At 37.2% G+C, this 18,780-nt stretch carries 16 protein-coding genes and 2 riboswitches; of the genes, 3 read left to right on the top strand and 13 right to left on the bottom strand.

Translation table 11 applies throughout. From position 1 onward, the window contains the following. The first annotated feature begins 154 nt into the window (after positions 1–154). The gene (locus IGI43_RS14325; RefSeq protein ID WP_438758457.1) at positions 155–1,879 is read left to right on the top strand and encodes an ABC transporter ATP-binding protein; all 1,725 of its coding nucleotides are present in this window, start codon (positions 155–157) and stop codon (positions 1,877–1,879) included. Then, complete coding sequence (locus tag IGI43_RS14320) at positions 1,876–3,639, top strand: ABC transporter ATP-binding protein (protein WP_438758456.1); 1,764 nt, start codon at positions 1,876–1,878, stop codon at positions 3,637–3,639. The genes IGI43_RS14325 and IGI43_RS14320 overlap by 4 nt, the downstream gene beginning before the upstream one ends. Positions 3,640–3,695: 56 nt before the next feature. On the opposite strand, the gene IGI43_RS14315 is transcribed toward IGI43_RS14320, so the two are convergent. Then, complete coding sequence (locus tag IGI43_RS14315; protein WP_438758455.1) at positions 3,696–4,232, bottom strand: folate family ECF transporter S component; 537 nt, start codon at positions 4,230–4,232, stop codon at positions 3,696–3,698. Between the two features lie 158 nt (positions 4,233–4,390). Continuing rightward, a riboswitch (THF riboswitch) is annotated at positions 4,391–4,488 on the bottom strand. A 72-nt stretch (positions 4,489–4,560) separates the two neighbouring features. Further along, the gene (gene mgsA / locus IGI43_RS14310) at positions 4,561–4,983 is read right to left on the bottom strand and encodes a methylglyoxal synthase (protein WP_438758454.1); all 423 of its coding nucleotides are present in this window, start codon (positions 4,981–4,983) and stop codon (positions 4,561–4,563) included. Positions 4,984–5,170: 187 nt separating this feature from the next. On the opposite strand from mgsA, the gene IGI43_RS14305 reads away from it, so the two are divergent. Next, on the top strand, positions 5,171–6,280 hold the full coding sequence (locus IGI43_RS14305) for an ABC transporter ATP-binding protein (RefSeq protein WP_438758453.1): 1,110 nt from the start codon (positions 5,171–5,173) through the stop codon (positions 6,278–6,280). 78 nt (positions 6,281–6,358) lie between these two features. On the opposite strand, the gene IGI43_RS14300 is transcribed toward IGI43_RS14305, so the two are convergent. The 11 genes from IGI43_RS14300 to IGI43_RS14250 all read right to left on the bottom strand — a co-directional run bounded on the left by IGI43_RS14300 (position 6,359) and on the right by IGI43_RS14250 (position 18,598). Further along, entirely contained in the window at positions 6,359–6,991 is a 633-nt protein-coding gene (locus IGI43_RS14300; RefSeq protein WP_438758452.1) for a hypothetical protein, read from the bottom strand. Between the two features lie 208 nt (positions 6,992–7,199). Beyond that, the gene (locus IGI43_RS14295) at positions 7,200–8,864 is read right to left on the bottom strand and encodes a formate--tetrahydrofolate ligase (protein WP_438758451.1); all 1,665 of its coding nucleotides are present in this window, start codon (positions 8,862–8,864) and stop codon (positions 7,200–7,202) included. A 48-nt stretch (positions 8,865–8,912) separates the two neighbouring features. Beyond that, positions 8,913–10,100: a M20 metallopeptidase family protein gene (locus IGI43_RS14290; protein WP_438758450.1), complete on the bottom strand. Its 1,188-nt coding sequence runs from the start codon at positions 10,098–10,100 to the stop codon at positions 8,913–8,915. Between the two features lie 168 nt (positions 10,101–10,268). After that, positions 10,269–11,714, bottom strand: a complete 1,446-nt coding sequence (gene gcvPB, locus IGI43_RS14285) for an aminomethyl-transferring glycine dehydrogenase subunit GcvPB (RefSeq protein WP_438758449.1) — start codon at positions 11,712–11,714, stop codon at positions 10,269–10,271. After that, positions 11,711–13,027: an aminomethyl-transferring glycine dehydrogenase subunit GcvPA gene (gene gcvPA, locus IGI43_RS14280; RefSeq protein WP_438758447.1), complete on the bottom strand. Its 1,317-nt coding sequence runs from the start codon at positions 13,025–13,027 to the stop codon at positions 11,711–11,713. Before gcvPA ends, gcvPB begins: the two co-directional genes overlap by 4 nt. A 3-nt stretch (positions 13,028–13,030) precedes the next feature. Next, positions 13,031–13,414: a glycine cleavage system protein GcvH gene (gene gcvH / locus IGI43_RS14275; RefSeq protein ID WP_438758445.1), complete on the bottom strand. Its 384-nt coding sequence runs from the start codon at positions 13,412–13,414 to the stop codon at positions 13,031–13,033. A 23-nt stretch (positions 13,415–13,437) separates the two neighbouring features. After that, entirely contained in the window at positions 13,438–14,523 is a 1,086-nt protein-coding gene (gene gcvT, locus IGI43_RS14270; protein ID WP_438758444.1) for a glycine cleavage system aminomethyltransferase GcvT, read from the bottom strand. Positions 14,524–14,707: 184 nt separating this feature from the next. Further along, positions 14,708–14,812, bottom strand: a riboswitch (glycine riboswitch). A gap of 111 nt (positions 14,813–14,923) precedes the next feature. Next, on the bottom strand, positions 14,924–16,123 hold the full coding sequence (locus IGI43_RS14265; protein ID WP_438758443.1) for an MFS transporter: 1,200 nt from the start codon (positions 16,121–16,123) through the stop codon (positions 14,924–14,926). 233 nt (positions 16,124–16,356) lie between these two features. Beyond that, positions 16,357–17,238, bottom strand: coding sequence for a 16S rRNA (adenine(1518)-N(6)/adenine(1519)-N(6))-dimethyltransferase RsmA (rsmA, locus tag IGI43_RS14260; RefSeq protein WP_438758442.1), 882 nt, complete (start codon positions 17,236–17,238; stop codon positions 16,357–16,359). After that, on the bottom strand, positions 17,235–17,831 hold the full coding sequence (gene rnmV, locus IGI43_RS14255) for a ribonuclease M5 (protein ID WP_438758441.1): 597 nt from the start codon (positions 17,829–17,831) through the stop codon (positions 17,235–17,237). Before rnmV ends, rsmA begins: the two co-directional genes overlap by 4 nt. Next, positions 17,828–18,598, bottom strand: a complete 771-nt coding sequence (locus IGI43_RS14250; RefSeq protein ID WP_438758440.1) for a TatD family hydrolase — start codon at positions 18,596–18,598, stop codon at positions 17,828–17,830. Before IGI43_RS14250 ends, rnmV begins: the two co-directional genes overlap by 4 nt. Between the last annotated feature and the right edge of the window lie 182 nt (positions 18,599–18,780).

Raw genomic sequence — 18,780 nt, 5'->3', positions numbered from 1 at the left:
TTTTGTTAGAACGTAGTGAGTCTGTTATGCTCTTAGCATTATATCGTTTCACAGGCTGATCTTTCAGGAATCAATTCTCTCTATGACAAAAAATTGCACTAAATTTTTTTCTACTCGATGAGTCTGCCATATTTTTATATTTAGGAGGAACCCCATGTTCAGTTTACTCACATATGCAAAGAAATACCGTAAGCAAATCATTCTTGGTCCTTTTTTCAAATTTTTAGAAGCTTGTTTCGAGTTGGTTTTGCCATTATTTATGGCACGTTTAGTGGATCAAGGAATTAAAAATAATGATCGAGCTTACGTAATTCAAATGGCTGGTTGGATGCTTTTAATGTCTATCATTGGACTGATTTGTGTATTGATCTGCCAATACTACTCTTCCATCGCCTCACAAGGATTCGGAACAGAATTAAGAAATAAAGTGATGAAAAAAATCAACCAACTTTCTCATGCTGAATTAAACAGTTTTGGAACGGATACACTGATCACACGTATGACAAATGATATCAATCAGTTGCAGCTTGCCTTAGCAATGTTGATTCGACTAGTGATTCGTGCGCCTTTTTTAAGTATTGGCTCTGTTATTATGGCTTTTTACATCAATGTACAAATGGGCCTTATTTTTCTACTAATGCTTCCAATTTTTTGCCTTATTCTTTATTTTATTATTAAAACAACAGTCCCTTTATATAAAAAGGTGCAAGAAAAGCTTGACCTGTTAAACAGACAAATCAGTCAAAATTTAAGCGGTGTTCGAGTGATCAGAGCCTTTGCTAGAAAAAAAACAGAGGAAAAACATGTTAGCGACGTAACCGATGATCTTTCTTCTATTTACATTCGTGTTTCTAACATTTCAGCGTTATTAACTCCTGCCACCACCTTAGTAATGAACCTTGGTATTTTGGCCTTGCTCTATCTCGGTGGGATCAAAGTCGAGATTGGCGGATTACAACAAGGGGAAGTGTTGGCTTTGATCAATTACATGAATCAAATGCTGCTGGCACTGATTGTTGTTTCAAATCTAGTTATTATTTTTACACGTGCCTCGGCTTCGGCATCCAGGGTTCAGGAGGTTCTATCGGTCGAACCTAGTATCCAATCGATCGACAATGGCGTTTCTTCCGATAGTCAAACAAAAGAGGTCGTCTTCGATCGTGTCTCATTCCGTTACCAACCAACTGCTGGATTGGCTTTGAAAGATATTTCATTGAAAATACCTAAAAACTCAGTTTTAGGTATTACTGGACCAACGGGTGGTGGGAAAAGTACATTGACACAATTAATACCACGTTTTTACGATACCAGTGAAGGTAATCTATTCGTTGACGGAATCAACGTTCGCGACTGGTCTATAGATAAACTACGCAATAAAATCGCAATTACACCTCAAACGGCTATTTTATTTACAGGTACAATTCGAGAAAACCTTCAATGGGGCAAAGAAAATGCAACCGATGATGAGTGTTGGCAAGCATTAGAAACTGCTCAATGTAAAGAATTTGTCGAAGATCTAACCGACGGTCTAGACACGCAAGTTTATGAAGGTGGAAAAAACTTTTCTGGTGGGCAAAAACAACGATTAACGATTGCCCGTGCTTTGATTCACAGACCTGACATTTTAATTCTAGATGACTCTTTAAGCGCCTTAGATTATCAAACAGATCTAAATTTGCGGACAGCTTTAAAACGAGATTTAAAGGAAACAACTCTTATTATCATTTCTCAGCGAATCAGTTCGATTCAACAAGCTGATCAAATTTTAGTTTTGGCCAGTGGAAAACAAGTTGGACTGGGAACACACGAAGAGTTATTACATCATTCTAAAGCTTACCAAGAAATCGTCGCTTCACAAGAGGAGGAAAGTAACTCATGACAACGAAAAAAACGTCTACTAATTCATTCAATCGTTTCATGCCCTATTTGCTTCGTTATCCAAAAGAGATGATTGCTGCCGTTTTTCTTGGTATTCTTAGCGGATTGACTACTGTTTTAATGACCTATTATATGGGAAAATCGGTAGACACAATGATTTCTAAAGGCAATGTTGATTTTACGATCCTGCTACGATTTCTTAGCACCTTAGCGGGTATTCTCGTCATCACTGTAATCAGTCAGTGGTTGATCCAACGCTTAGGTAACCGAGTTTCGTATCTTTCTATAGCTGAATTGAGAAAAGATGCTTTCGCTCATTTAAATCGATTACCCTTAAATTATTATGACCAAACGTCTCACGGAAATATCGTCAGTCGCTTTACAAATGATATGGATAATATTTCTGTGGCTTGCTCTGCTGTTTTTAATCAGTTATTTTCTGGACTATCCGTTGTGATTATTGCCTTCTTCTTTATGTTAAAACTCAGTCCACTTCTTACAGTCGTTGTTTTGATTGCGACACCGATTATTTTTCTAGTGAATTGGGCAGTTGCGAAATCATCTCAGAAAAACTTTTTTGAACAGCAAAAAATTGTGGGGGAAATTTCCGGTTTTGTTTCTGAAATGGTTGGAAATCAAAAAATCGTCAAAGCCTTTCAGCAAGAAACAGTTTCTCAAAAACGATTTGAATCATTAAATCAAGACTTGTATGTACGTGGTCAAAAAGCACAATTCTCTTCTTCACTAACAAATCCGTTATCTCGTTTTATCGATCATTTAGCCTATCTATCGATTGGTCTTGTTGGTGGCTTGTTAGTATTAAGTGGGAATCAGGCAGTCACGATAGGTGTGATTTCAAGTTTCACGATTTATTCTAGCCAATTTTCTAAACCTTTTATTGAGTTATCCGGAATCACTACTCAAATTCAAACTGCCTTGGCCGGATTAGATCGAACGTTTGAGATTATCAGCCAACCTGAAGAAAAACCAGATGGTCAACATGCATTTGTTTTAGAAGATGCTGCAGGAAAAGTCATATTCAACCATGTAGATTTTTCTTATACGCCTTCAAAACCGTTGATTCAAGATTTTAATTTGACCGCTTTTCCTGGTGAAACGATAGCAATAGTTGGGAAAACTGGTGCTGGGAAATCAACCTTAGTCAATTTACTGATGCGTTTTTATGAAGTAGATAACGGACAGATTTCGATTGATGGTCACAATATCACCCAAGTCACACGAAATAGCTTGCGCAAAAGTTTTGGCATGGTCTTGCAAGATACTTGGTTATTTGATAGCACAATTCGTGATAATTTGACGTATGGAAACCCGACAGCTACAGATGCACAAATTGAAGCTGCTATGAAAAAGGCTTATATCTTTGATTTTGTTACTCGGCTGCCTAAAGGATTAGATACTTTGATAGGTTCTAGTGGCATCAAAATCTCTGAGGGACAAAGACAACTAATGACGATTGCTAGAACCATGATCAGTGATCCTCCTATGCTGATCTTAGATGAAGCGACAAGTTCAGTTGATACGTTGACTGAAAAAAATATTCAAGATGCGTTTTTACAAATGATGGATGGACGTACAAGTTTCGTAATTGCTCACCGTCTTTCAACGATAAAAAATGCGGATAAAATAGTAGTAATGGAGCAAGGATCTGTTGTCGAGATTGGCAGTCATGATGAATTGATCCATAAAAAAGATGGGTATTACCACGCTTTATATGATGCTCAATTTAAAAATCAATTATGATAATAGATAAAAAGCCCTCAAACTTCCTTGGGATGTTGGAAAGTTGAGGGCTTTTTTTATTTTAAATGGGTCAATGATTTATTCAAAAATTGTTTATAAGGAACTTTATTCCCTAAATAATAAGTAGCCGCAACTTGTATCGGAAAAAAGATGATGTTTTTCACGATTCTAGGCGCCCACCAAGCGAGATTGGAGATATTTACGCCATATAAAAGTCCAAGCCATAAAGGCGTCAGGAACATATGGATAATCAGCGTAACAGATAATGTCGCCATGATTACCCGTTTCCATGTTAATTCCTTTTTGTAATAAAAGAATCCATAAATCGCGCCAGAAATAAAGGCATTCAATGTAAAACCAGGAAAATAGGGTCCTTTTGGAAACAACAACATACCGACTGTATCCGCTACAGCACTACCGATCCCTGTCCAAAATGGACCAAAAAGAATACCCATCAATGACTCTGGAATAAAGGTCAAACTAACTCGCAAAAACTGTGTCTCAAACGAAATAAATCGTGTGAAAATCACCATTAACGCAATCAACAAACTCATCAGCGTAATAGTTCGTGTATCAATTTTTCTTTTCTTCATTTCTAGCATCTCCTCTAAGAGCTGCTACACAAAATATGCAGCGAATGCGAAAACAAAACCGCGAATACAGAAAAAGTGGAATGAATCATTTAGCTTCGATTGAAAAATAGAAATATGACGCTTTCTATCACGATTCTATTTTAGCTTTTTTCCTAGAAGCTAGTTCATGCAGCTAAATCACTATTTTCATATATTCTTCGTCCGAAAGGCAACATCCCATCCTTTCAGCACTTAACGCTTTATTTCCTACTCTGTTTTATTTAGGCCTAAGCCTAAATGAAATATAGCATATTCATTCCATTGCTGCAACAACCTTCGACTATACTAGTTAAAATGATAAAGGTTTATTGTCTGTTTCATGAACTACATTTCTAAAATCGGCAAAACCTGCTTGTAATCCTCTCAATAAAATTTCAGCCGTTCCAATATTGGTTGCCAAAGGAATTTCATACACATCGCTCAAGCGAATCAGCGCTGTAACATCTGGCTCATGTGGTTGTGCTGCCAGAGGATCCCGCAAAAAAATCACCATATCCAACTTATCTTCTGAAATCATTGCCCCGATTTGCTGGTCACCACCTAATGGTCCAGACTTAAAGCGATGAATAGGAAGTCCTGTAGCTTCCGAAATTTTTAATCCAGTCGTTCCTGTAGCAAATAATTCGTGCTCTTTTAATATCGGCTGATACGCTAATGTTAGTTTGACCATCAGTTCTTTTTTTCGATCATGTGCTATCAATGCAATCTTCATCTGTTTTCCCTCTCTTCTGTTCTTTTTCTTATTATAACAAAGTCTTCCAATATAAAGTTAAAGGAAGGATTGCTTCTTTGTCACTTTGACGAAAAATTTGATTTTTTCTTGTGCAACCTTCCGTTGATGATGTATAGCGCTTTCATTTATACTAAGGATACAATAAAAAAAGAAAAGAGTGACGATTATGGTAGAAATGGCGTTAAAACATGTCTATAAAAAATATGATAATGCAGAAAATTATTCTGTAACAGATTTCAACTTGGAAATTGCAGATCGGGAATTTATTGTTTTTGTTGGACCATCTGGTTGTGGGAAATCTACAACATTGCGTATGATTGCAGGTTTAGAAGATATCACAGAAGGCGAACTTTCTATTGGAGATAAAATCATGAATGATGTCGCACCAAAAGATCGTGACATCGCAATGGTTTTTCAAAACTATGCTTTATATCCTCATATGACTGTTTTTGATAATATGGCTTTTGGTTTAAAACTGCGCAAATATGACAAAGTCGAAATCAAGAAACGGGTGGAAAATGCTGGTGAAATTCTAGGTTTAACTGATTATTTACAACGCAAACCAGCTGCATTATCTGGTGGACAACGTCAGCGTGTTGCCTTAGGGCGAGCAATCGTACGTGATGCCAAAGTCTTCTTGATGGATGAGCCTTTGTCCAATTTGGATGCAAAATTACGTGTAGCGATGCGTGCCGAAATTGCTAAACTACATCGTCGCCTAGAAACGACCACGGTTTATGTTACTCATGACCAAACAGAAGCCATGACTATGGCAGATCGAATTGTCATTATGAAAGATGGTTTTATTCAACAAATCGGTTCTCCAAAAGAAGTCTACAATACACCGAATAATATCTTTGTCGCAGGATTTATTGGCTCACCTGCTATGAACTTCTTTAACGTTACGTTAAACAATGGCGTCATTCGTGATGGACATGGGTTAGAACTTATAATTCCAGAAGGAAAAAATAAATTATTAGTTGAAAAAGGATATGAAGGAAAATCTATAATTTTCGGAATCAGACCAGAAGATATTCACAGTGAACAAGTTGCCTTAGATACAATGAATGATGCTGTCGTTCGCTCTGAAGTTGTAGTATCTGAACTTTTAGGTGCTGAAACAATGCTTTATACAAGGTTAGGCGACACAGAATTTATTTCAAAAGTGGATGCTCGTGATTTCCATCAGCCAGAAGAAATGGTCGATTTAGCCTTCAATATCAATAAAGCACACTTCTTCGATCCAGAAACTGAACAAGTAATTAAATTACCATAATTTCTATGTAAGAAAAGACTAAACAGAAGTATTTAGAGTGTGGGACAAAAGTGAATGCTACTTTTGTCCCACACTCTTTTATGCCAACGTTTCTGTTTCTTGTGGAATACTACCTACTTTTACTTGTTTTACTTTTTTTGCCTGAGTGAATACTGGAATATCAAATTGTTTACTTAATGCATTTGCCACAAAATAAGCAATGTTGTAATCGATCACACTATGGATCAAGCCACCAATACCCATCAATAAAAAGATTGAGTACATGTACCCTTGTGTATAATATGTTTCTGGCATATTTCCCATCGTATAAAAAACACTGACTACAGCCAATTCAGCTGCAGAATGTATTACGCCGATCACAAAATTAAATAATTGAAACCGACCATTGAACAAAACAAACTTATTATTCGATAAAACGATCGTCGGATGTTTCTGTAAATAAAATGCACCTATTACTGCAAATAGTAAATGAGAAAGTGCTCTTAAAGCTATGATCGGTGTCGCTGATAAAAAGAATCCAAAACCTGTCCCTAAGCTTACTGCAATCGCCACTCCCGGCGAAAAAAACATTGCCAAAAATACCGGTACATGACTAGCTAGAGTAAAAGAAGCGGGTCCTATTGTAATTCTTGGCATAACCATAGGGATAATGATCCCCATTGCCACCAGTAAAGCTGAAATTGTTAAATGTCTGACTGAATTCTTTTTCATATTTTCCTCCGATATGTCTTGACATATATGATGCTGTTTATTTTATAGGAGATCCACCAAGGTGTCAAGACACATGTTGTTTTATTTTATGAAGAAGGAGGCAAAACAGATTTTTCATTCTATTTTTAATCGATTACTAAAAACCTCAACAACTCGAACAACCAGCTCGAATTATTGAGGTCTATTTTTTTATTTGATTGATTTCAATTTAGAATAGTCCAACAATCTTCCCATCAGAATCAACATCGATTTTTTCATAGGCTGCTTTTTTAGGTAAGCCAGGCATCGTCATCACTGTCCCTGTATAGACAACAATAAATCCGGCACCAGCTGATATTTTGATATTACTGATGGTGATCGCAAAATCAGTCGGTCTTCCCAGTTTGGTTTGATCATCCGAAAGCGAGTATTGTGTCTTAGCCATACAAATCGGCAAATGGCCAAACCCAAGTTTTTCCAATTTAGCAATTTCTCTTTCGGCAATCGCTTCATAGTGTACGGCATTTCCACCATAAACTTTTTCGACAATTGCGCTGATTTTTTCTTTGATTGACAGATCATCAGGATACGCAAAAGAGAAATCATTTTCCAAATCTGCTAGACGAACAACTTCTCTCGCTAATTCTTCCCCACCTGCTCCACCATGTTCCCAGACATCTGAAAGAACCACATTTACATTACGTTTTTGGCATTCTTCTTTGACAAGATCAAGTTCTACACCTGTGTCTGTTGGGAATTTATTGATTGCAACAACTGTTGGTAGCCCAAAAACAGTTGTTGTATTTTCAATATGTTTTAATAAATTAGGTAATCCTTTAGTCAATGCCTCCACGTTTTCGATTCCAAGCTGATCTTTTGGTACGCCTCCATGCATTTTTAATGCACGAACAGTTGCTACTACAACGACAGCAGAAGGACGAATGCCAGATTTTCGACATTTGATATCAATGAATTTTTCTGCCCCTAAATCGGCACCAAATCCGCCTTCTGTTACGACATAATCTGCTAATTTCCTTGCAGTATTCGTTGCAATCACACTGTTACAGCCATGCGCAATATTAGCAAATGGTCCACCATGAATCAGCGCAGGGTTATTTTCAAGTGTTTGAACTAAATTGGGTTTGATTGCCTCTTTCAATAAAGCGGTCATTGCACCATGAGCATTCAATTCTCTAGCAGTAACTGGTTGATTATCGTACGTAAATCCTATAATAATATTCGCTAAATTTTCTTTTAAATCTTCAATATCATTAGATAAACACAAAATAGCCATGATCTCTGATGCCACCGTGATTTCAAAACCGTCTTCTCTAGGTACTCCATTAACTCGAGCACCCAACCCATCAACGATATGTCTTAATTGACGATCATTCATATCCACAGCTCTTTTCCAAGTGATACGGCGATTGTCGATACCTAGCTCATTGCCTTGAAAAATATGATTGTCAATAATTGCTGCTAACAAATTATTTGCCGCCCCAATTGCATGAAAGTCACCTGTAAAGTGTAAATTGATATCTTCCATAGGCACTACTTGTGCATAACCACCACCAGCTGCTCCCCCTTTTATTCCAAAAACTGGACCTAAAGAAGGTTCTCTTAAAGCAATGATCGTATCTTTTCCAATTCGATTTAAGGCATCACCTAAGCCAACAACTGTTGTTGTTTTCCCTTCGCCTGCAGGTGTGGGCGTAATCGCCGTAACAAGAATGACTTTTCCCTGTTTATTTGCTTTGATCTTTTCAACATCAATTTTTGCTTTGTATTTTCCATATTGTTCAAATTGATCTTCGTCTAATCCAATTCTTTCCGCTACTTTGTCGATTGGTAGCATGGTTGCCTCTTGTGCGATTTCAATATCTGATTTAACCACTTTTTCCCCTCCATTTCATGAAACGTACTCACCGAAAAACAGAACAATTTATCCTTTCTTTAACCAAGACATTGCGGTATCTGCATAGATTTTCGCACCCTCGATCAACACTGACTCATCAAAAACAATCGCTGGGTTATGCAGATTGATATTTTCTTCTGATGCTACCAACAGAACAGTCGTTGTTGGAATCAATTGACTAATCTCGCCAAAATCCTCACTGCCCATTAGCGGAGTAGAGGTAGGAATTGCTACAATTCGATCAGCGCCAAAGGTTTCCGTTAAAGATTCTTTGGTAAATTCGGTCAAGTCTGAATCGTTCACGTTTGTCGTACAACCATTTGTAAAAATCACTTGTGCTTCGGCACGAAAAGCCTTGGCAATGTTTTCAGCCATTTCGGTCATTCGTTCTTTGACTTGCGTGCGGACCTCTTCTTTTAATGTTCGCAGCGTTCCTTTCATGACGGTCGTTTCTGGAATAATATTTGACGCACCTGGTGTACCACCGGTAAACTCCCCGATGGTGAGAACAAAGCGTTCTTCTGAACCGATTTCTCTTGCTGAAAGTTCTTGTAACGCTGTATAAATATGAACCGCTACGTTGATTGGGTCGATCGCAGTCTCGGGTTGGGAACCATGTCCGCCTCGGCCTTTTATCGTGATTTCAAACCAATCAGCACTGGCCATAAAGGTTCCAGCTGGTGTCGGCATGATTTGTCCTGCTTTATATCCTTTAAAAGGAAAAACATGAATCATCATACCTGCATCAACTTTAGGATTTTCTAATACATGATTTTCGATACAGTCTTTTGAACCCGAAAGAATTTCTTCACCTGGTTGAAACAGTAATTTTACTTGACCGTCCAATTCATCTTCGAATTCTTTTAATAGTTTAGCGGCTCCAAGCAACATTGTTGTATGCATATCATGACCGCATGCATGCATATAGCCATTTTCAGATTTAAACGGAAGATCGGTCAATTCTTGAATCGGTAGTGCATCCATGTCACCACGCAATAAAAATGTTTTTCCGTCTTTTTTACCAGCAACTACTGTGACACCGGATTCTCCACAAGGTTTTGGATCATAGCCATATTCTGTTAGTTTTTCTTTCACAAAAGCAACCGTATTTGGTAACGCCATTCCTATTTCTGGATTCTGGTGTAGATGTCGCCTAATTTGAATCAGTTCTTCTTCGAAACTATCCGCAGCTTTTTTTTGTTCTTCTGTTAGCATTTTTTTCTCCTTTTCTTTTGAATCTAAGTCGCTCTTGATAGCTTTGTAAAAACCAAACATACAACCAAAGCTACGAATCAGAAGCTTCTCTCATTATAGTACCAAATATATTGGATTATTTGCATGTTTTTGTTAATTTTTCAATACTTTTTTATCGTCTTCTCTTGACTAAACATTCTTTTTTTCAAAATCATAACGAACAATCGGATGTCTCGCAGCTCTCACTTCATCTACTCGATGGATTTGAGCATGTAGTGGATATTCATGAAAAACTTCTGGATTTTTATGAGTTTCTTCGTACAATTTGCGATATATTGCTATTGCATCATCCATCCGTTCTTTCGATTCTGTTTCAGGTGGCTCTACCATCAACGCTTCAGGTACAGTAAGCGGAAAATACATTGTCGGTGGATACATGTTGTGATCTAAAATTCCTTTGGCAACATCTAACGCTGTAACACCTGTTTCTTTTTTTAATTTGTCTAAACTAATGACAAATTCATGCATACAAGATTCGCCATATGGAACTTCAAAAATATCTTTTAATTCATGAAGCATATAATTGGCATTCAACACGGCACCTTTAGAAGCGGATAAGATTCCTTCTGATCCTAAAAATAAAATATACGTCAATGCTCGTAAAAATACCGAAAATTGACCATAAAAGCCCTTGACCATTCCAATCGAATACTCTGGCTCAGTAAAGGTGATTTTCCCGCCTTCATTTATTGGATAATAATTAGGTAAAAATGATTTTAATATTGTTTTACACCCAACAGCCCCAGACCCTGGACCACCACCGCCATGTGGTGTTGAAAAGGTTTTGTGTAAATTTAAATGAATGATATCAAAGCCCATATCACCTGGTCGGGCAACTCCCATGATGGCATTTAAATTTGCACCATCATAATAATTCAGTCCGCCAGCATCGTGAACGATTTTGGTTATTTCTAAAATATTTTTATCAAAAATTCCAGCTGTATTTGGATTTGTCAGCATCAAGCCCGCTGTATCCTCTCCCACGGCTTCTTTTAAAGCTTCAATATCAACACACCCATATTCATCTGACGGGATGTTGACGGTGATCATACCTGTCATCGCTACACTTGCAGGGTTTGTCCCGTGTGCGGAATCTGGCACAATGATTTTATTTCGTTGCGATTGATTATTTCGTTCATGATACGCTTTGATCATTAATAAGCTCGTAAACTCCCCATGCGCTCCAGCTGCAGGTTGAAACGTGATCGCATCCATCCCTGTAATTTCTTTTAAAAGCATTTCAGTCATCGTAAAGACTTCTAATGAGCCTTGAACTGTGTGCTCAGGTTGCAATGGATGAATATTCGCAAAAGCCGGATAGGCTGCCATTTCGTCGTTGATTTTAGGATTGTATTTCATCGTACATGAACCAAGTGGGTAAAAACCATTGTTGATTCCAAAAGTAGCATTCGCTAATTCTGTATAGTGACGGCTGATCTCAGGCTGAGAGATCTCAGGTAAATGTAGTTCTTTTTGCCGTCTTATTTTTTCTGGAAGGTCTGTGATCGGTACATCACAAGGTGAGATCATTTCATTAAAATATCCTTCGACGCTACGTTCAAAAATCAATTTCATTGAACACACACCTCCTTCACCAATGCAACGACCTCATCCATTTGCTCTTTAGTATTCATTTCTGTCACGCACCATAATAACCCTTTTTCTGTGGGATAGCCGCCTAAGATATCGTGTTCTTCTAGTTTTGACAATACACTGTCATTTGTTACAGGAAAAGTAGTGACAAACTCATGAAAAAAAGGACTGTCATCGGATCGTTCGACCCCGCTTATTTTACTTAATTGTTCGGCCAAATAATGTGCTTTACTGTAGCATTGAGTTGCAACTTCCTGAATACCTCTTGCGCCCATTGTGCTCATATAAGCGGCATTCGTTAAGGCGCATAAAGCTTGATTAGAACAAATATTAGAAGCAGCTTTTTCTCTACGAATATGTTGTTCCCGGGCTTGTAATGTTAAAACAAATGCTCTGTCACCTGTTTCATCCACAGTTTCGCCTGCAATACGACCAGGTAATTTACGAATAAGTTTTTCTTTTGTCGCAATAAAACCAATGTACGGTCCGCCAAAAGCTAAGGGTAAGCCGAAAGGTTGAGAATCCCCGACCGCAATATCTGCTTGGACTTCGCCAGCACTTTTTAACACAGTACTAGCCACAGGATTGACACTCATAATAAATTTAGCATTCGCTTCGTGAACTAGTTCAGCCATTTTTTCGACATCCTCGATTCCTCCATAATAATTTGGCTGCTGAACAATGAAACAAGCACTTGTATCATCCAGTTTTTCTTTTAAAGCAGCTAAATCACTTAAACCATCTTTTTCTGGAATCATGACAAATTCAATATCTCTAGAACTAAAATAAGTCAATGCTGTTTGGATCGTCATAGGATTGGTTGTTTCTGAAATGAGTACTTTCAACCGTTTTTTCTCTAAACACATATTGATTGCTTCAGCGGCTGCCGTCGCACCATCATAAACAGAAGCATTCGTCGCATCCATTCCCGTAATTTCGCAGATCATCGTTTGGTATTCAAAAATCGACTGCAACAATCCTTGGCTGATTTCCGGTTGATAAGGCGTGTACGATGTCATAAATTCTTCTTTTGCTGAAATCTGCTTAACAATCGCTGGAATATAATGATTATACGCTCCTGCACCACGGAAAATACTTGAAAATACTTTATTTTTCTTACCCATATTTTCCAAAATACGTCGCACTTCAAATTCTGATTTTCCTGCTGGAATATTCAATTTTTCTATTATCATTTCTTTTGGAAGCTCTTGATAAAGATCACTCATCTTTTCCAAGCCGATCGTCTTTAGCATTTCTTGTTGTTGCTGCTTTGTTGAGCCAAGATAATTACCCATTCATTATGCCTCCTCAGATTCTTCGCAAAATTTCTTATATTCATCCGCACTTAATAAGTCCTCTATTTCGCCTACTCCTTCCACTTCAATCAACCATGATTCGAGCGGTGCAGAATTAATTAATTCTGGATTATCCAGCAACTCTTCATTAATTGCCAACACTTTTGCTGTAAGTGGCGAATACGCTTCTGAAACAGCTTTAACGGACTCAATATCCGCGAATGATTCCCCTTTTTTCACTTCATCACCTTCATCTGGTAAATCAATAAAAACAATATCCCCCAATTGATCTTGCGCAAATTCAGAAAGACCAATTCTGGCTTTATCCCCATCAAACAATACCCACTCATGTGATTTTGAAAACTTCATTTCTTTCATTTTTGTCATGATAAACGACTCCTTCTTTTCAATTATTTTTTTATAAATGGTAGTGCGACAACTTTCGCTGCAATTTTTTTCCCTCTAACTTCAACCTCGATTTCAGAACCGATTTCTACGTTATCCTTTTCAACTAGAGCCATTGCACACGCTTTGTTTATAAACGGACACATTGTTCCTGAAGTTGTTTGCCCGATTTTCTTTTCATTAAAGTAAACATCCGCTCCTTCACGAACGATTCCTCGATCCATCAATTGTAGACCGATCCGTGTGATTTTTGGTTCACCTTTATCAATTAGTGCTTGTTTACCGATGAACTTTTCTTTTTTAAGCTTAACAGCAAAGCTTAAATCGGTTTCAAATGGCGTGATTTCTTCCGTCATTTCATGACCATAAAGTGGCATTCCAGCTTCTAATCTTAAGGTATCACGTGCTCCTAAACCGCAAGTTACAATACCATATTCTTTTCCTGTTTCCAGCAATAACTCCCATAATTTGACCCCATCTTCAGATTGGCAGTATAATTCGTAGCCAAATTCTCCTGTATAACCCGTTCGCGATAAGATACAATTCACTCCGCCAACGTTGGCATTTTCAGTAAAGCTATAATATGTTTTGGGTATTTCATCTGGATCGGCCAATTTTTCAATTATTTCTTTTGCATAAGGTCCTTGTAACGCAACCTGAACAAACTGATCTGATTGATCTGAAAATATGACTTCACCGAATAAGTGCTGTTTCATCCACGCAATGTCTTTTGCTTTATTTGCTGCATTTATTACTAATAAATATTTTTCAGCGCTACATTTATAGACTAGTAAATCATCAATCACACCACCAGCTTCATTACACATTAAGCTATATCGAACGCGACCAATTTCTAAATTACTAAAATCATTTGTTACTATATACTGCAAATTTTCTAAAGCATCTTTCCCTTCGTAAACAACTTCACCCATATGAGAAACGTCGAATAATCCTACCTGATTGCGCACAGCTAAATGTTCCTTGATCACGCCCCCGTCCTTGTATTGGACGGGTAGCATATAGCCAGCAAATGAAACCATTTTTCCACCAGCTTCAAGATGTGCATCGTATAAAGGTGTTTTTAAATCCATCATGTACACTCCTTTTAGTCTTTTATTTTTTAATACTTTACCAAAATACCCCTAAGCTAAACTAATTATATAAAGATAAAAGAGCAGACATCTTAAAAAAATGCCTGCTCCTCTGTCCAAAACCTGAGAGATTCGTCTTCATCTCGAAGAGTTGCTCCTTCGGTGCTTTCGCTTTCCAGAGTGATGTCCAATTACGGTCCGTTTACCTGAGATCTTCATAAGCAGTGGTTTGCGCCACTATTCATTTATTCCTTCGGTGCTATTGACTAGTCTCTCCCGTAATCTTCTTCCATCTACTTTATTTGTATCTCTATTCTTCGAATATTTTATTGCCAATTTTTTATTTGTATTTCTTTATAAATATTTTCTCATAGACGTTTATTTTTTTCAAAATTCTGAATCATGATTGTTTATTTTTTTGCACCAATAAGGTAATTGCACCAGAAATCACGAACGATATGCCTATAAATAGAAATGAACTAAAAAAACTACCCTTGGAAAGTTGAACTAATACACCAATAATCGTCGGAGCAACAAATCCTCCAGAAACACCGATTGCATTTATAGTAGCATATTTTGCAGAGACTTCCTCCGAAGGAAATAGTTTTAGCGGAATGCTCATCAAGGTTGCAAAAGCAAGGCTGGAACAGACTACCGCAAAAGTCAAAAATACCATACTAGGTAGAAAAGACTGAACAATCGATACAAATATAGCAAAAATTCCGCCACCTAAACTCGCAGTAAAAATCACCTGTTTTTCTTTACCAATAAAATACTTATTCACTATAATACCGCCTAACATGGCTGCCATCATAGTGAATAAGCCAATAATTGCTGTTACATACGCCGTTTGAGATAATGCCAGCCCGTGTGCTTCAACAAGATAAGTTGCCATCCAGCCGTTAAGTCCGTATATCGCTGCATTAATAAAAAAAGCTGCAAAAATCAATATCCAGACATTTTGATCCTTCAATACAGTTCGAAAAGAAATTGTTCTTTCATTTTTTAATGGTTTCTTCAATCCACCAAATTCTTTGGGAATCACATAATACATCAAAACGGCAATCAGCATGACTGCTGTTCCTATAAAATAATAGGTTTTATGCCAGCCGAATCGAAGTAAAAGAGGTGCGATCAATAATGGTCCTACAACTGCAGCAAAACCAGAAGATGCAATCATTGTTGATTGTGCTGGTCCGCGTTTTTCTATTGGTAACTCTTGTGAAATAAAGGTGCTTACAGAAGCAGGATAACCCGAATGAGCTACAGCTCCTGTCATAAAGCGAATCAAAATCAAATACAATAAAGAAAAGCCAAATCCAAATAAAAAAAGAAAAATACCGACTAAGAAAATGGACGTGATCATCACTTTTCTCGTTCCAACCTTACTAATCAAGTACCCAAATGGGATTTGAAAAAATGTATATCCTAGAAAAAAAGCACTCAATACTAATCCTTTCTGTTGTGGATCAATGTCTAAATCTTTTGCAATCGTCACCAGTGACATACCAATGGTCGTTTTATCTACATAAATACAGGTGTATCCTAAAAATATAGCAACAAGCATCCATGAAACATTTCCTCTTTTATTAATTTCCATCCCATCACTCCTTCACAAGAAAAAAAGAAAGCGTTTTCTTATTTATGATTATCCTTGATATTTTAAAAAAGTCAATAACTCAATTCAATTATTTTACATAAAGCCAAAATAAGTTGATTTCTATCTTGATTTTAGAACATTTAGTGTGAAACTCTACTACATTACATGAAAAAACTAAAAAATAAGCTGAGAAAATTTTTCCGATTTTCTCCACTTATTTTTTAGTTTTCTATTCAACGATTTTTTTCTAACACATTGCTTAATCGACCAAACTCCACTAGTGATAAGGTCTCACCGCGGCGTGATGGATCGATTTCAGCTTCTGTTAAACTTTCGGTCAGCCACGCTTTTGTTACATCATCTTTTCCGTAAAAATGAATTAAATTGTTCCACAATGTTTTGCGACGTAATTGGAATGACGCTTTTGTTAATTTGAAAAATTCTTTTTCATTGGTTACTTCGACTGCTGGTTTGTCACGTTTGATCAATTTTATGATAGCAGAATCAACGTTGGGCTGAGGAATAAAAACTGTTTTTGGCACAATAAACGCAATGCTTGCTTCCATAAAGTATTGAACTGCAATCGATAACGAACCATATGCTTTGGTCCCTGGTTTTGCCGAAATTCGATCTGCGACTTCTTTTTGCATCATAACGATCATTTCTTGCACATCTAAATCAGATTCTAAAAAGTGCATCATAATGGGCGTAGTAATATAATATGGCAAATTAGCAACGACCTTGATAGGAAGTTCTTTTTTAAAAATCTCTTTTGTTGTACCGACTAAATCTGCTTTTAACACATCATTATGAACGACTGTGACATTTTTATACGGACTCATGGTATCTTCTAAAACAGGAATCAAACGATCATCGATTTCAAAGGCTAACACTTGTGCAGCATTTTTAGCTAGCTGTTCCGTTAAAGCCCCGATTCCTGGTCCTACTTCTACTACATTTGTTTGAGTGTCAATTCCTGCAGTCTCAACGATTTTACGTAAGATATTCGGTTCTGTTAAAAAGTTTTGACCTAAACTTTTTTTGAATGAAAAGCCGTGTGTCTTCAAAATTTCTTTGGTTCTTGAAGGTGTGGCTATTTCTTTATATTCTGTCAAATTGATTCCTCCGATTTTTCACTTGGTAATTCAGTTAAGTATGTCATGACTTCTATTAGTTCTTTTTCTGTAATGCGGAACATTTTTAGGCGCTTAGTCAATTGTTTACTATTCGTGTAACCAATGCGCAGCTCATCTCCTAATTTTTCACGGCGTTCTTTTGCATGAGCTCCCGCTATTAAACCATATTCGATCAAGATTTGTCTAGGAATTTCTTTATAATCATCTACCTCATTGACAGGTGTCACGATTTTTTCCAATGCTTCTAAAATCGCTTCATCGCTCGCATGTTCTACGCCTAAACTTGAACCCTTCTTTTTTGGGACAGCTAGTTGGCGTGAGAGAAATGCATGTTTGGCGTCTGGAACAGCTTCCATGATAGTCTTACGGATTTTCTCACCCGAAAAATCTGGATCAGTAAAAATAATGACCCCTCGCGTTTCTTGTGCGTGCTCGATTTGTTCTAAAATATCTTCATTAATAGCTGAACCGATCGTCTCGATGGTATCAGCATCCACAACTTCTTGAATACGTCTGGTATCGTCTTTTCCTTCAACGACAATGATTTCTTCAATTCTCAACTTATCTGTCATTTGTTTAACCTAAATAAGCGATGAGCGTTGTTTGTCGTTTGTTTGGCTATTTCTTCAAAGGGCATTTCACGTAATTCAGCGATTTTTTCCACTACATAGCGAGTATAACCAGGTTCATTACGTTTGCCTCTATAAGGAACTGGTGCTAAATAAGGCGCATCTGTTTCAACTAATAAACGATCTAATGGGACAGCTTTTGCTACTTCTTGCACTTCTAATGCCTTTTTGAATGTTACAACGCCGCTTAGAGAAATGTGCATGCCCATATCTAAAAATTTCGCCATCCACTCAGGATCACCACTGAAACTGTGCATGATTCCACCAATATCACGAATATCTTCCTCTTTTAGAATCTTATACGTGTCTTCCATCGCATCTCGAGTATGGATACTGATAGGTAAATTCATTTCTTTGGCGATAGCGATTTGACGTCGAAACACACGATCTTGAACTTCTTTTGGATCTTCCATCCAATAATAATCTAAACCGATCTCACCTAAAGCAACTACTTTTGGCATTGTTAATAATTGTTGAAGATTTTTCTCGATATCCGATGTATAGCTCCCTGCTTCTGTAGGATGCCATCCGATAATGCTTTGGATTTCTTTATATTGTTGACTAAGTTTCAGAGATTTTTCAATCGTTGGCGTATCAAAACCAACCACCGCCATCTCCGTTACACCTAGTTCTCTAGCATGTTCAATTGTTTCTGGAATATCCTCATTAAATTGTTCTGCATTTAAATGGGTATGAGAATCAAAAATCATGTTTATTCACTCCTAAATTTAAAAATGGTAACAACGACTCAACTCTACTAAATTTATATATTAGCTCGTTCCTCTTCTATACTTTATCACATTTTAATCAAAAGCTGAATGGACAGCTCCAATAAATTATCTGCTTCTTATAATTGCTTTATTCAAAAAAATAGCTTATACTATTCGGTCAC

It is taken from the genome of Enterococcus sp. AZ126, assembly GCF_051714545.1.
Taxonomy (GTDB): domain Bacteria; phylum Bacillota; class Bacilli; order Lactobacillales; family Enterococcaceae; genus Enterococcus_L.
This window is presented reverse-complemented; position numbering and strand designations above follow the sequence as displayed.